At 57.1% G+C, this 13579-nt stretch carries 14 protein-coding genes; 4 read left to right on the forward strand and 10 right to left on the reverse strand.

The window, feature by feature from the left end; genetic code table 11:
• Nucleotides 1-38 precede the first annotated feature (38 nt).
• Entirely contained in the window at nucleotides 39-1184 is a 1146-nt protein-coding gene (locus H4Q31_RS07790; protein ID WP_185178615.1) for a M20 metallopeptidase family protein, read from the reverse strand.
• Between the two features lie 230 nt (nucleotides 1185-1414).
• On the opposite strand from H4Q31_RS07790, the gene H4Q31_RS07795 reads away from it, so the two are divergent.
• Complete coding sequence (locus H4Q31_RS07795) at nucleotides 1415-1759, forward strand: YugN family protein (protein ID WP_185178506.1); 345 nt, start codon at nucleotides 1415-1417, stop codon at nucleotides 1757-1759.
• A gap of 21 nt (nucleotides 1760-1780) precedes the next feature.
• Nucleotides 1781-2956, forward strand: coding sequence for a putative lipid II flippase FtsW (gene ftsW, locus H4Q31_RS07800; protein WP_185178507.1), 1176 nt, complete (start codon nucleotides 1781-1783; stop codon nucleotides 2954-2956).
• Between the two features lie 72 nt (nucleotides 2957-3028).
• Here the strand turns inward: ftsW and H4Q31_RS07805 are convergent, their stop codons facing one another.
• On the reverse strand, nucleotides 3029-3409 hold the full coding sequence (locus H4Q31_RS07805) for an Asp23/Gls24 family envelope stress response protein (protein WP_185178508.1): 381 nt from the start codon (nucleotides 3407-3409) through the stop codon (nucleotides 3029-3031).
• Nucleotides 3410-3575: 166 nt separating this feature from the next.
• Between H4Q31_RS07805 and cax the strand changes: the two genes are divergently transcribed.
• Nucleotides 3576-4634, forward strand: a complete 1059-nt coding sequence (cax, locus tag H4Q31_RS07810; protein WP_185178509.1) for a calcium/proton exchanger — start codon at nucleotides 3576-3578, stop codon at nucleotides 4632-4634.
• 106 nt (nucleotides 4635-4740) lie between these two features.
• Here the strand turns inward: cax and H4Q31_RS07815 are convergent, their stop codons facing one another.
• The 6 genes from H4Q31_RS07815 to H4Q31_RS07840 all read right to left on the reverse strand — a co-directional run bounded on the left by H4Q31_RS07815 (nucleotide 4741) and on the right by H4Q31_RS07840 (nucleotide 10228).
• A complete protein-coding gene (locus H4Q31_RS07815) occupies nucleotides 4741-5031 on the reverse strand; it encodes an Fpa/YlaN family protein (RefSeq protein WP_185178510.1) in 291 nt (96 codons plus the stop codon).
• 145 nt (nucleotides 5032-5176) lie between these two features.
• The gene (locus H4Q31_RS07820; protein ID WP_185178511.1) at nucleotides 5177-5779 is read right to left on the reverse strand and encodes a DedA family protein; all 603 of its coding nucleotides are present in this window, start codon (nucleotides 5777-5779) and stop codon (nucleotides 5177-5179) included.
• A gap of 120 nt (nucleotides 5780-5899) precedes the next feature.
• Nucleotides 5900-6139, reverse strand: coding sequence for an HPr family phosphocarrier protein (locus H4Q31_RS07825; protein ID WP_185178512.1), 240 nt, complete (start codon nucleotides 6137-6139; stop codon nucleotides 5900-5902).
• Nucleotides 6140-6222: 83 nt separating this feature from the next.
• On the reverse strand, nucleotides 6223-7338 hold the full coding sequence (locus tag H4Q31_RS07830; RefSeq protein ID WP_185178513.1) for an aminopeptidase: 1116 nt from the start codon (nucleotides 7336-7338) through the stop codon (nucleotides 6223-6225).
• A gap of 60 nt (nucleotides 7339-7398) precedes the next feature.
• A complete protein-coding gene (locus H4Q31_RS07835; protein WP_185178514.1) occupies nucleotides 7399-8070 on the reverse strand; it encodes a hypothetical protein in 672 nt (223 codons plus the stop codon).
• Nucleotides 8071-8242: 172 nt separating this feature from the next.
• Nucleotides 8243-10228 carry a sensor domain-containing diguanylate cyclase gene (locus H4Q31_RS07840; protein WP_185178515.1) on the reverse strand — a complete coding sequence of 662 codons (1986 nt, stop codon included), beginning with the start codon at nucleotides 10226-10228 and terminating at the stop codon, nucleotides 8243-8245.
• Nucleotides 10229-10604: 376 nt separating this feature from the next.
• Between H4Q31_RS07840 and rpsD the strand changes: the two genes are divergently transcribed.
• Nucleotides 10605-11204, forward strand: a complete 600-nt coding sequence (rpsD, locus tag H4Q31_RS07845) for a 30S ribosomal protein S4 (RefSeq protein WP_185178516.1) — start codon at nucleotides 10605-10607, stop codon at nucleotides 11202-11204.
• A gap of 102 nt (nucleotides 11205-11306) precedes the next feature.
• Here the strand turns inward: rpsD and floT are convergent, their stop codons facing one another.
• Nucleotides 11307-12872 (reverse strand): flotillin lipid rafts scaffold protein FloT, encoded by a 1566-nt coding sequence (floT, locus tag H4Q31_RS07850; RefSeq protein WP_245347189.1) that lies wholly within the window; start codon nucleotides 12870-12872, stop codon nucleotides 11307-11309.
• A gap of 50 nt (nucleotides 12873-12922) precedes the next feature.
• Nucleotides 12923-13447: an NfeD family membrane protein gene (locus H4Q31_RS07855; RefSeq protein ID WP_185178517.1), complete on the reverse strand. Its 525-nt coding sequence runs from the start codon at nucleotides 13445-13447 to the stop codon at nucleotides 12923-12925.
• Between the last annotated feature and the right edge of the window lie 132 nt (nucleotides 13448-13579).

Consider the following 13579-nt stretch of genomic DNA (forward strand, 5'->3'; position numbering starts at 1 on the left):
AAAGGAGTCTTTGCATGCGCCTTAAACCACCCTAGCCATTAGCCCTTAGCCGGCAGCTCATCCTCCGCCGAATCGTCCGCAACCGCTACGAGCAGCTTCGCTGCCGTCAGCATCGCGCGCTCGTCGATGTCGAAGCGCGGATGGTGATGCGGCGCGCTCGCCCCGTCTTCCCGGCCTGCGCCGACGAAGAAGAAGCAACCTGGCCGTTCGCGCAAATAATACGAGAAGTCCTCGCCCGCCATCATCGGCTGGCAGAGATAAGCGTCTTCCGCGCCCAGCAGGCTTTGGGCGACTCGCAGGAAACGCTCGGCCTCCGCCGCGTCGTTCACGACCGGCGGATAGCCCTCGTAGAACTTGAAGCTCACCTCGGTTCCATGCATGGCGCCAACGTGGCGAACGACTTGCTCCATCCTCTCGCGCACAAGCTTCCTCGCTTCGGGCGTGAACGTGCGCACCGTGCCGCCGAGCTTGCAGCGCTCGGCGATGACGTTACGCGCAGTGCCCGCACTGAATTGCCCGACCGTCACGACCGCCGAGTCAAGCGGGTCGACGTTGCGGGCGACAATCGTCTGCAGCGCCGTCACCAAGTGAGCGCCTGCCACTAGCGCGTCCGCCGCCTGATGCGGCAAGCCGGCATGGCCGCCCCTGCCGGCAACCTCGATCTCGAATTCGTCCGGCGAAGCCATTAGCGGTCCTGGACGGGATGCCGCAATGCCGTAAGGGAACGGGGACCATAAGTGAACGCCGTACACGGCGTCGACCCCTTCAAGCGCCCCGGCTGCAATCATGCTGACAGCGCCGCCGGGAAGCACCTCTTCCGCCGGCTGGAACAGGAATACCCTCGTCCCCGCTGTCTCCTCCCGATGCAGCGTATAATACCGGGCGACAGCCAGCAGTTGCGCGGTATGTCCGTCATGCCCGCAAGCGTGCATCACGCCGGGAACGGTCGATGCGTATTCACAAGTCTTCTCATCTTGAATGGGCAGTGCATCGATGTCGGCTCGAAGCGCGATCGTCCGCCCCGGCCGGCCTCCCTTCAGCCTGGCAATGACGCCGGTGCCGGCGACTCCGCGGGTGACTTCGAGTCCCCACGCTTCCAACCGCTCCGCAATCCATGACGATGTTTGAACTTCCTTAAACGAGAGCTCCGGGTGCCGATGCAAGTGTCGGCGCCATTCCACCATATCGCTATACAGCGACTGCAGCGTTTTTTCTATTACAGGCACAGCGCCGCTCCTCTCCCACAAAAGCTTTTATCTCTTATTGTAACAGAAAAAAGGATCTTAACGGAAGGTTGTCGAACGACAAAGAAAGGAGGCGCTATAAGCCATCCGATGCTTGCAGATGGCTCTGAAACCGTCTATGATGGAGGGTAAACAGAGGCTTGTTTGCATTTTCCAAAGGAGGAACTTTAATGATTCTCGAGAACACGGGACTGAATGGGTTGAAGAGCGATCTGGCTCATTTGGACGAGTCCGCCGAAAGCATCGGCTTTATTCGTTGGCAGTGGGAATATACCCGCGCTACCTACGATTTGAAGCTGCCGGATAATGACAGCAAGAACGATTATTATCTTCGCATCAGCACACGCGCCATGGAAGGCAAGCTGGAGAACCCGGACGCCATCCTTCAGATCGAATCGGTCTATATCGGACGCGCCACCTTCCCGCATGGCCTGGAATATGAGTCTCCGGTTCCAGCAGCTATTCTCGAAGAAGCTTCCAAGCGGGTTCAACAGCTGAAGCAGCTGCTTAGCTGATCGGCCGGGGGAGATATTCATATGAAGACCCCTGCCGGCGCTGGGCGAGGTTCGCCGGATTTCTTGCTGCTCATCCTGACGCTGCTCATGGTCGGCTTCGGATTAGTCATGGTGCTCAGCGCTAGCTCCAGCATGACCGCCGTCTCCGAGAAATTCGGATATGACGCCTTTTATTTTACGAAGAGGCAAATCATGTGGGCCGGACTTGGGTTCGTTGTAATGGTTGTGCTCATGAACATTTCTTATGTCAAGTACAAGCAATGGTTTGCGCCCTTCCTGTTATTGGTCTTCGTCATGCTTGTTGCCGTATTGTTCGTATCCTCGGATATTAACGGAGCCCACAGCTGGCTCGGCATCGGCGGTCTAGGCATCCAACCTACCGAGTTCGCGAAGATCGCGGTCATTCTTTATTTAGCCGCTATTATTACGAAGAAAGGGGACAAGTTCCGCGAGTTCAAAAGCGGGCTGTTTCCCGTTCTGTTCGTGGTCTTCATCATCTCCGTTCTCGTCTTGATGCAGAATGACTTCGGCTCCTGCGTCATTCTAGCCCTGTGCGCGACCTCGGTCATCCTGGCGGGCGGCGCGAATCTGAAGCAGGTGGCAGCTGTATACGGCGTATGTATCCTATTGGCCGCGCTAGCGCTGCTGATCAAGCCGGACATTATCAGCGACTATCAGCTTGCCCGCTTCGAGGCGTTCAAAGACCCATTCGCCGACAAGGAAGGCTCCGGCATGCAGATTCTCCGCTCGCTCGAGGCGTTCGGCCACGGCGGCATTAACGGTGTCGGGCTCGGCAACAGCGTGCAGAAGCTGTTCTATCTGCCTTACGCATACAATGACTTCATCTTCTCCATTATCGGCGAAGAGCTGGGCTTTATCGGCACGATGGTTTTCTTGCTGGGCTACATTCTGCTCCTGTGGCGAGGAATTATCGTTGCGCTGCGCTGTCCCGATACCTTCGGAACGCTGGTCGGCGTAGGCATGGTGGCGCTTATCGCGTTCCAAGCGCTCATTAACATGGGCGGCGTCAGCAAAGCGATCCCGATGACGGGCGTCACGCTGCCGTTCATCAGTTACGGAGGCTCCTCCTTGCTGGCGCTCATGATCGGCATGGGCATTCTGCTCAGCATATCCCGGGAATACAACCGGGTCGGCAAAGCGAATGTTCGCGATGCAGAACAGAGCCGTTCCGCTTAGGCTTATCTAACAACAAAGCGCCTCAACCGGCTGGTTCAGCCGATGAGGCGCTTTGTTGTTGAACAGCGAATGTTATTTGACTCGCTGCGTCTCTTCGATCTCTGTCTCGTCCTTGAAGGCGACGCCTTCAACCTTGATGTTGACTTCAACCACGCGAAGGCCGGTCATATTCTGAACCGCCTCCCGGACGTTCTCTTGGAGACGAAGCCCGACATCTTGAATCGGTATGCCGTATTGGATAACGATTCGAAGATCAATGGCCGCTTCCACCTGGCCGACTTCAACGGACACGCCCTTCTGTGCGTTGCGACCGCTCAGCCGCTTGGCAAGCCCTTCCGATATGCCCCCCGACATCGCGGCGACGCCTGGCGTCTCCAGGGCCGCCAGCCCTGCAATCGTGGCGACGACATCATCGGAAATTCGGATCAATCCTTGCTGCATCTCTTCGGTCATTGGCGGCTCACTCTCCCGGAACATTATGTTCTTATTGTAATGGAAGAACGTGCCGTATGGCAATATAAGGGGCATGAAGGTGTTCACATTTACTTAAAGGCCGCTTTCCGATATAGTAAGTTAGAAGTCTACATTCCAAGATCAACCAATCAGAGGTGTCGCTCCATTGAAAAAGCTGTTTTTCCCCTTGCTGATCGTCTTCTTCGTGCTTAGCGCTATCGCCCATTATGCCGGTTGGAATTCCATGGTCCAATTCGGGCTTGCGGCTGTCGCGGTCATCTTCGTCGCCGGCTTCCTCGGACAAGCGACCGAAGCCGTCTCCCATTACGCCGGCCAGCGTCTCGGCGGCTTCCTGAACGCAACGTTCGGCAACGCCGCGGAGTTGATTATTGCGATTTTCCTCGTGAAGGAAGGTTTATTCGATATGGTCAAGGCGAGCCTCACCGGCTCGATCATTGGCAATCTGCTGCTGGTTCTAGGCATTAGCGCCTTTGCCGGCGGCCTCAAGCACAAAGTGCAGAATTTCAACGTCCACCTGGCAGGGCAGAACGCTTCGCTAATGCTGCTCGGCGTTATCGCGCTGTTCATCCCGGCCGTGTTCGTCAAGACCGAGCACTTGAGCACCCACGATTCGATGTCGATCAGCGTGACGGTCGCCGCCGTGCTGATCATCGCATACGGAGGCTGGCTGGTCTACTCCATGATCACACATAAGAGCCTGCTGGAGGACAGCAGCGAGACTAGCGTCGACCATGACGAAGAACCGCGATGGTCCAAAGGCAAGTCGATTCTTTATTTGGTTATCGCTACTGTCATGGTTGCTTTCGTCAGCGAATGGCTCGTTGGTACGCTGGAGGTATTCACGCACAAGTTCGGATTGTCCGAGCTGTTCGTCGGCGCCTTCGTCGTCGCGATCGTCGGCAATGCCGCCGAACACAGCGCAGCGGTCATGCTGGCCATGAAGAACAAGATCGGCGCAGCCGTCGAGATCGCCGTCGGCAGCAGCCTGCAGATCGCCCTGTTCGTCGCACCTGTATTGGTGTTCATTAGCCTCTTCTTCAACCAGCACATGGACATCCTGTTCTCGACCATCGAACTGGCGGCCATCGCCGTCGCTGTGCTGATCGCTACATCCATCTCGCGGGACGGCTCAACCACCTGGTATGAGGGCAAGCTGCTCGTGCTCGTGTATATCGTGCTAGGCGTCGCCTTCTTCTTCGTGTAGTAATAATTCCACAAGAGTGACGCGAAATAAGCATACGAAAAAAGCCTTGGACGGCTCGGCCGCTCCAAGGCTTCTTTTGTACTTATCTCGCAGGGAAGCAAGCAAATTACTCTTGTCTCTGCGCTTGTGCTTCGTATAGCAACGCAAGGTTGCGTTCCAATTGCATAATGAGAAGCTTGCCCGCGCCTTCGTCCACGAGTCCCGCGCGCACCGCAAAGTCAACCGCCCGCGAAAAGCCGTACATCTGCGTGTCCAGCACTTCCTCGTAAAGCGGGCATTTGCGGGTCGCCAAATTCTCCATTTGAATGGCGATCAGTTTCTCGATCTTGTCCGCATCCTCTTGCAGGAGGCGAAGCGCCTTCTGATTCAGGTGCACCATGACATCCGATGAAGCCATTCCAACTCCCCCTGTGCCCTTACGATCCTATCCCTTTCATATTAGACGAAATCCTCGGCAAACACAAGGACAGGAAGGGAGAAAGTCAGTAGCCGCCCGAAGCGCAGCCGGCCTCGCCCTAAAGACCGGAGCCTTATGGTCCGGTCTAGCTTCTGGCTCCGAACATCCGCTTCCAGATCAAGGCCGTCGCCGAGAGAACGGCGGCTCCCGTCAGCAGCATCACGGAGTCCCGGTTCACGACTGTCGCGACATCGCGCCAATGCTCGCCCAACAGGGAACCAGCCAGCTCGTACACGCTTGTCCAGAGCAGCGCCCCTAGCGCCGTATGGAACAGAAAGGACGCATACGAGCGCTTGCCGACGCCGCAGAGAAGCGCGGTCATATGGCGCAGTCCCGGCACGAAGTAGCCGATCAGCACGACGGCCTGCCCCCAACGCTCCACGAGCTTCTCGTGCCGCTCCAATCGTTTGTCCGTCAGGCCGAATCGCTTGCCGAACCTGCGAAGCAAGGCAAGCCCTAGCGAACGGCCCAGCCAATAGCTGGCAGACATGCCGACGACGCTGCCGCCGACGGCAGCCAGCATCGTCCAACCCAAGTGCATGCTTCCGCGGGATATGAGATATCCCGCTGCGGTCAGCAGCACTTCATCCGGCACCGGCAGCCCGAACAATCCGAGCGCCGTCGCCCCGAACAAGCCCCAATACGAATACTGGAACACCAGCTCCAGCAGTTGATCGGTAATCGACACGTGAACATCTCCTTGCGTTTAGGGGGAACAAAGCCCCCGTCCGCAAGTGCGGACGAGGGCGCGATTCTAACTATTGGTACAACATACGGTTAATAAGTCAAAGCTGATTGCCTTGCAAGATTAGTCGACGACTGTGACGTTCAAGTTGTGCTTGGCGAATACAGATGCCAGTTCCTTCTTCGCTTCGTCAGCGTCGGGACCATGCACGTGCAGTTCGTAAGCATGTCCGCCCACCAGCGTAGTGAAGAGCCCCAGGATGCTTTTCACATCGATGTATTTATTCTCGGCTTGCAACACGATGGAAGACCGGTACTTGTTCGCGGTTTGAGACAGTTCCACGATTGCTGCGTTGTTGGACATGGAAATCCCTCCAAATTATAGGGTGGTCATTTTCTTCCCTCATCATACCTTGAACTTGCTTCAGGCGCAAGTAGGAAAGCGCTTTATTTCAGAGCTTCCGGGTTTAGCCCTTCCAGCTCCGGAATGACGAACAAGCCGTCTTTGCGGATGAGGACGTCGTCGAAGTAAATCTCGCCGCCGCCGTATTCCGGCCGCTGAATGAGGACGAGATCCCAGTGGATGGACGAGCGGTTGCCGTTGTCGCATGTCTCATAAGCCTGGCCTGGCGTAAAGTGCAGGCTGCCGGCGATTTTCTCATCGAACAGCGTATCCTTCATCGGATGCAGAATGAACGGGTTGAAGCCGAGGCTGAACTCCCCGATGCGGCGCGCTCCTTCGTCGCTGTCCAGCAACTGGTTGATGCGCGCATCGTCGTTAGCGGTCGCCTTGACGATCTTGCCTTTCTCGAACGTGAAGGAGATGTTCTCGTAAGTGAAGCCGTTATAGACGCTCGGCGTATTGTAAGAGATCGTGCCGTTGACGGAGTCGCGGATCGGGCAGGAATACACTTCGCCGTCCGGAATGTTGCGCTCGCCGGAGCACTTCACCGCGCCCATGCCTTTGATCGAGAACGTCAAATCCGTGCCCGGGCCGACGATGCGCACCTTGTCCGTGCGGTCCATCAGCTTCTTGAGCGGATTCATCGCCTCGTCCATCTTGGCGTAATCCAAGTTGCATACATCGAAGTAGAAGTCCTCGAACGCTTCCGTGCTCATATTGGCCGATTGCGCCATCGATTGGTTCGGATAGCGAAGGACGACCCACTTCGTTCTCTTCACGCGCTGCTCCATATGTACGGGATGACGATGAATGCGGTCATACAGCTTCATCTTGTCGGACGGCACGTCGGACAGTTCATTCAGATTGTCGCCCGCGCGAATGCCGATATAGGCTTGCATCCGCTCCATCCGGTTCAGGTCGTAGGCCGACCAGGTCTTCATCTGTTCCTCGGTCGCATGATTCAGGAGCGCACGGGTGACGGAACGGTCTTCGATCTCCACGAACGGATGTCCGCCGCGCTTGGCGACTTCTTCGATACAAGCCTTGAGCAGCTCGCGTTCCGAACCGATCATCTCGATCAATACGTTCTCTCCCGGCTGCACCTTCACGGAATAGCCGACTAAATTCTCAGCAAGCTTCTGGATACGCGAATCGCGCATATGGTTATCCCCTCTCGACTTTGGCTTCCATGGCAATGAATGCCAAGCGAAGAGCAGCCGTTAATGCCCCTCTTCCTGGTTTATTATAGCACTGTCCGCCCTCCGGCGAAAATGTGTGATGGAAGCTCGCTTCTGCGTCCGCCAAGCGCCTCCTATTCGGTACTGCAGGACGGTCTCTTCCTTTAGCTCCGCCGGGAACCAGGTACGCCGGTCCGCCGTCCACCGGCAGACGGTAGTCGCCTTCAGCGATTGGAGCGCCTCATCCCGCTGCTTGGACGCCTTCAGGTCGGCACGCAGCAGATCGACTGCTCTAGCCCTCGCTGCTTCAGGCTTCAGCGCTATCATAAGCGCAACTGTATTAGCGCCTGACGGCTCGTAAGCAACCGCCGCCGCCTGAAGCTGCACAGCTTCCATTAGCGATAACGGATCGGTTCCGCCATCCGCGTCCGGCTGCCGGGCAGAAGAAGCCTCCCATTGAAGCGCAGCCAGCCGATGGCCCGCTACCTCGCCGCGGAACTGGCGCCGCCGTTCCATCGTTCCCCCTTCGTTCATAACGGTATATTCACCGGAGAACGAGTAGCGGTCGCTTCCCGCAAGGGCCGATGCTGACAGCGCGAATGCTTGGTCCGCCGGCATCCCGGCAGGGGCCAGACAGCCCGAGCAAGCCGCGAGGCAGCTTAGCGCAGCCAGCAAGGAGCCTGCCAAGCGCAAGCGCATAACACAGACGTTCATTCGCTACGCCCCTCTCGCCCCTAGCGTCTCCCCCTCGGCGTACCTTATTCCAGCCGCCAAGCAACAACAAGTAAGGACGAACCGGCCTCAACCGATTCGTCCTCTAGTCTTCTGAACTCGACCTTCTACCTGCGGCGGCTATTGGCTGGTTATCCGCAGTTCTGAAGCGCAGTCACCCGACCGCGACGTTGTTGCGCCCTTTGTGCTTGGCGCTGTAGAGCGCCATGTCCGCGCGGTAGAACAGCGACTCGACGCTGATCTTGTCGTCGGCGGCCGACCATTCGGACAGCCCGCAGCTGACCGTTACCGTCGGATTCGTCTCTTCCTCCACACGCATACGAATCCGTTCGGCAACCCGCATCGTCTGCTCCATGGTCAGCTTCGGCAAGTAGATCGCCAATTCCTCGCCGCCCCACCTGGCCGCGATATCCGTATCCCGAATCGCCGACCGGATGATCGAGCTCACCTGGACGAGGATCGCATCCCCGATCTGATGCCCGAACGTATCGTTGATCTGCTTGAAATGGTCGATATCAACCAGAATCAGCGAACCGTAGCTGTCCTTCTGCTGCTTGTGCTGAATTCGCTCGTTCAAATAATGGCGGGCGAACAGGCCGGTCAAATTGTCGGTAATGACCATTCGCCGGACTTCCGCATGCAGGGAAGAATTCGATACCGCCAAGCCCAGATGTGCGGACAGAACCTGCAGAAGCTTGTAATTGTCGTAGGAGAAATGATTCGGCAGGCGATGGGTTACCATCACGGCGCCGGTCACAAGGCCGTCCAGCAGCAGCGGAGCAGCGAGCAAGGACCGTGATTGAGTGACGTCCATCACATAAGAACCGACCGGCGCAGCCGAGCGATAATCGGATAGAATGATCGGTTCTTTGGTGGACAGCATGACGCCGCAGAAGCCGTAATCCATCGAGAACTTCTCGCTCTCCATATTAGCCGCATTCGTGGACATGACCACGAAATGGCCGTTCATCCGGTCCAACTGCAGGATAAAACAATAATCCGCTTTGAAAATGTCCAACAGTTCGTCTGTCGCGAACTTCATCGTGTCCGACAGCTTAAGGCTGCTATTGAGCCGCTTCGTCAGCTCGTTGATCAGCCGAAGCTCTCCGATCAGCGTATTGGACTGTTCATGGAGCTTCGCCTTCTCGAAAGCTGTCCCCGCCGCCCCTGTCAATATTCGCAGGAAGCGCATATCCTCTTCTTCGAAGCGCTTGCCGGACACGTCAAGCAGAAGAACGCCGTATACGCCTTGCTTGCCCGTCAGCGGAAAAGCGAAACGCCGCCGGGCGCCTTCCGTTTCTTCTCGAATGGCGCTTTCCATGAAAGCTCTCCAGCAGATGTCCATCTCCTGCTGATGGAACGCTAACGGCTGCACTCTCTCGTTGGAGCTGTTGTAATCCTGGGACAAGAACAGATCGGTCCTGCATGCAGGATACAGCTGTTCCAAGATGTTGAACACTTCTGACAAGACGCTCTCAACATCAATATGGTCGTTCAACCGCCTCAGCACTTCGAATAGCATGTCCCGTCTGAGCTCTTCGCGGTTGCTCAGCTGATTCGAATGCAGCTGGTCTCGGACAAACATCATCTCGAAGCGCTTGTACAAGCAGCTTCTGAAGTGAAGCGCAGCCGCCTGAAGCAGCTTCATCTCAACGGCATGCGCTTCTCCTGGCGGCAGCAGGCAGGCTAGCGCCGCGCAAGGAATTCCCGTTGCGCGGGTGAAGACCGGCACCGCGACTGAATCGAACGCCTTTAACGGCGCCAAGGTATGCTCGTCCGCCCGAAGCGTCATAGGACGGCATGCCTTAAACGCAGCTGCAGCCGCGTTCGCGCCGATGAGATCCGGGCTCCAGTCGGACAGCGCGGACGGCGGATCTTCAGTTCCTCTTCCTAAAGAGGAGACAACCGAGCCGTCCGGATGGAGCAGATAGATCGGAATCTCATACGGCCATGGGAACCCTTCGGATTGCTCCTGCCAATCCGCGAAGCTCTCGGCGAGTATTCGATGCATATAAGGCAAATCCGCTTCAGCCAAATCTTGGCGTTCCAGCCATTGCGGATAATCGCTCGCAGCACGGGGCAGCCTGCTGTCCGCTTGAACCAACCCGTTCGATAGACCGCTATCTCCATTAGGCGCCATCCCCGCACCTCCTTGCTCCGTTCTGCCAATTCTTCTCTCCTAACTATACAATGAATACAGGAATTTTGCACTATATCATCTTCAAAATAAAGGGACTTTCGTTGCGAGTTTTCGAAGGCGCGAATAGTTGGGCTTAGGGAATGATTTCAAGCTGATTCCCCCTTGACTTCGCGAGCTATGATCGTATAATATTACTTGTTGAATATTGGGCAAACGCTTTGTGTCACCCTCACGGAAGATTCACCGGCGGGCAGCGGCTGAGATCCTGCCGGGTCTTGTAGGAAGACGGACAAGTTTTCCGCCAAGTTTGGAATGGACCGGCGCAACGGACCCCCATTTTCAAAATCTGATTTTGAAAAAGGAGTTACGCATACTAATGGCACGTTATACAGGACCCAAGTTTAAATTAAGCCGCCGTCTGGGCATTTCCCTTCTCGGCAATGGCAAAGATCTGAAGCGCCCGTTCCCTCCGGGTCAACACGGCGCTAACCAGCGTCGCAAAGTCAGCGAATACGGCAAGCAATTGCTCGAGAAGCAGAAGCTTCGCCACATGTATGGCCTGAACGAGACGCAATTCCGCAACCTGTTCGATCGCGCTTCCGCGATGAAGGGCAAAGCGGGCGAGAACTTCATGTTCCTGCTCGAGAGCCGTCTGGACAACCTCGTGTACCGTCTGGGCTGGTCGAACTCCCGTCCGGGCGCTCGCCAATTGGTCTCTCACGGCCACGTTACGGTTAACGGCAAGAAGGTCGACATCGCTTCCTACACCGTACAACCGGGCGACGTGATCGGCCTGCGCGAGCGCAGCCGCGGCCTGAAGACGATCAAGGAAGCGATCGAAGGCCGTCATCACCTGCCGACGTACCTGGACTTCAACGCTGCGGCAATGGAAGGCAAGTACGTTCGCCTGCCGAGCCGCGACGAGCTGTCCCAAGAGATTGACGAGAAGCAAATCGTCGAGTTCTACAACCGCTAATCGTTCGATTCAGCGTGCGATGGAACGAAACCCCGAACCGCCAGTGCGGTTCGGGGTTTTTCATTCGCTATCCTATTGAACGGCATATAATGAATGATTGCGTTACGCGTTCCCCGGGGGCAAATCCGCCGGAGCCGATGCCGGCTCGATGGCTGGCTTCGGATTCGCGGCCGGGGCGGCCGGCGAGACAACGCCCGATGCGGCCGGCGAGGCAGAACGGTTCGTCAGCCCCTGCACGAGCTTGCTGATATCGAGGCCCGACACGCTCTTCAGCATCTCCGGCGCTGTCGCCATCAGCGACGTTACATAGTTGCTGACGCGAGCCGCGCCTTCGCCGTGGCCGGTATCGACGACGGTCAGCTTGTCGATCGAAGAGATCGGTTCCGCCACCTTGCCCGCCAGCTCCGGCAGCATCTTCGCGACGATGTCGAGCACAGCCGCTTCGCCGAAGCTCTCGAACGCCTGCGCGAGCTTCTCCTTCGCTTCTGCTTCCGCCAGGCCGCGAAGCCGGATAACCTCCGCTTCGGCCGTCCCCTTCGCCCGCTCCGCTTCGGCTTCCGCCAAGCCGCTGAGCCGCTTCTGCTCAGCATTCGCCTTCGCTTCCGCTTCAATCTTATACTTCAGCGCATCCGCTTCGTTCATCTTCCGCGCCTTATCGGCTTCGGCCGCTTGCTCGACAGCGTAGCGGTCGGCGTCCGCCTTCTTCTTCACTTCCGCGTCATATTGCTTCTCGCGGCGCAGAATTTCCTTCGCCTCCAGATCGATCTCGCGCTCCTTCCGAACGAGCTCGACCTTCATCTGCTCTTCGACAACGCTCTGCTTCGAGCGCGCTTCTTGGATAGAATAGGCCTGATCCGCTTCCGCCTTGGCCTGATCCTGTTCCTTCTTGAACGATGCGACCTTCAGCTCCTTCGCCTTCGTCGCTTCGGCGATATTCGTGTCGCGCAGCAGCTCCGCCTTCTGCCCTTCCTCCTCGGCCGCCGCCTTCTGAATGCGCGAATCCCGAATCGCCTGCGCCTCGGCGATGTCGGCGTCCCGCTTGACGGCCGCGATCCGCGGCTTGCCTAGCGCCTCCAGATAGCCGTGTTTGTCGCGAACATCCTTGATCGTGAACGACACAATCTGAAGGCCCATCTTCTTCAGGTCGCGCGCCGCGACGCTCTGTACTTCCTGCGCGAATTTGTCGCGGTTGCGATACATTTCTTCGACGGTCATCATGCCGAGAATGGCGCGCAGATGGCCTTCCAGCACCTCCTGAGCTTCCCCCTTGAGCGCTTCCGTCGGCTTGCCCATGAACTGCTCCGCCGCTGTGGCGATGTCTTCTACCGACCCGCCGATCTTAATGATCGCCACCGCATCGGTCATAACCGGAACGCCTTGCTCCGTATACACTTCCGGTGTTGTCACATCCAGCTTATGCGACAGCAGCGACAGGAATTGCGCTTGCTGGAAGATCGGCAGAATGAAGGCACCGCCGCCTCGCACGATCTTGATGCGCCGGCCGGAGTCGTCGATCGACACATTCTTGCTCCCCAGGAACGAACCGGTGACGATCATCGCTTCGTCTGGCGCTACCGTCTTGTAGCGAGCCCAGAACGCGATGCCCAACACGAGCAATACAGCAACGACAATGATGGGTATGTACAAAAAGTCCGGAATGTTATCCATTTAACACGCATCCTTCCTTCTATCTGTCCAATTTGGTCTTGCTTCTTCTATTAATCCATGCGCGACACGTAAAGCGTTCCTTCCTTAACTTCAACAACTACAACCGCGGTTCCGCTCGGCACCTCCTCTCTGTCGAAGCTAGCGGCGGTGTGATTCACGTTGCCCGCCCCGACACGAACCAGCACTTCGCCGAAGCCGTTCGCCGGAATCGAGGTCAGCACCTCCGCCCTCTTGCCGGCGAGATCCTCCATCGAATACCCTGTCGAATTCTCGCTGTCCCGCATCGGGCGAACGTAGATGAAGTACATTCCCGCACCGATTGCGACAGCAATCGTGACAGCCCCTGCATATACGCCAGCATTCGGCCAAGAAGAATAGCGGTCCAGCAGCAGTCCGCTTCCGCCGAACACCGTCACCGCGCCGGACAGGACAACCGGTTGGAACAGATGATTCACGTCGATCGGCAGCCAGCCCGTTGCGCCGTCCGCCGCTCCGCCAAGCACGTCGCCGAAGATAAGCGTGATAATCGCGATCAACGCTCCGAAGACGAGGCAGCACCAGAACAACGCCTCCATGACAACCCTCCCCCTTTCCTGATGCTCCTCTTAATTTCCTATTAGCGGTAATTATTCAATTATACGTGACAAATCAGGATAAAGTTTCTTATTGCATGTATTTCTCTCTCTTATTTAAGCGTCCTTCCGATG

Source organism: Cohnella lubricantis (genome assembly GCF_014212015.1).
GTDB lineage: Bacteria > Bacillota > Bacilli > Paenibacillales > Paenibacillaceae > Cohnella > Cohnella lubricantis.

Bases quoted from the DNA above. Each gene is read 5' to 3' on its own strand.
- H4Q31_RS07790 (WP_185178615.1), bottom strand. From the start codon at position 1,184: ATGGTGGAATGGCGCCGACACTTGCATCGGCACCCGGAGCTCTCGTTT.
- floT (WP_245347189.1), bottom strand. From the start codon at position 12,872: ATGGATAACATTCCGGACTTTTTGTACATACCCATCATTGTCGTTGCT.
- H4Q31_RS07805 (WP_185178508.1), bottom strand. From the start codon at position 3,409: ATGACCGAAGAGATGCAGCAAGGATTGATCCGAATTTCCGATGATGTC.
- rpsD (WP_185178516.1), top strand. From the start codon at position 10,605: ATGGCACGTTATACAGGACCCAAGTTTAAATTAAGCCGCCGTCTGGGC.
- H4Q31_RS07855 (WP_185178517.1), bottom strand. From the start codon at position 13,447: ATGGAGGCGTTGTTCTGGTGCTGCCTCGTCTTCGGAGCGTTGATCGCG.
- H4Q31_RS07830 (WP_185178513.1), bottom strand. From the start codon at position 7,338: ATGCGCGATTCGCGTATCCAGAAGCTTGCTGAGAATTTAGTCGGCTAT.
- H4Q31_RS07815 (WP_185178510.1), bottom strand. From the start codon at position 5,031: ATGGCTTCATCGGATGTCATGGTGCACCTGAATCAGAAGGCGCTTCGC.
- ftsW (WP_185178507.1), top strand. From the start codon at position 1,781: ATGAAGACCCCTGCCGGCGCTGGGCGAGGTTCGCCGGATTTCTTGCTG.
- H4Q31_RS07825 (WP_185178512.1), bottom strand. From the start codon at position 6,139: ATGTCCAACAACGCAGCAATCGTGGAACTGTCTCAAACCGCGAACAAG.
- H4Q31_RS07835 (WP_185178514.1), bottom strand. From the start codon at position 8,070: ATGAACGTCTGTGTTATGCGCTTGCGCTTGGCAGGCTCCTTGCTGGCT.
- H4Q31_RS07840 (WP_185178515.1), bottom strand. From the start codon at position 10,228: ATGGCGCCTAATGGAGATAGCGGTCTATCGAACGGGTTGGTTCAAGCG.
- H4Q31_RS07795 (WP_185178506.1), top strand. From the start codon at position 1,415: ATGATTCTCGAGAACACGGGACTGAATGGGTTGAAGAGCGATCTGGCT.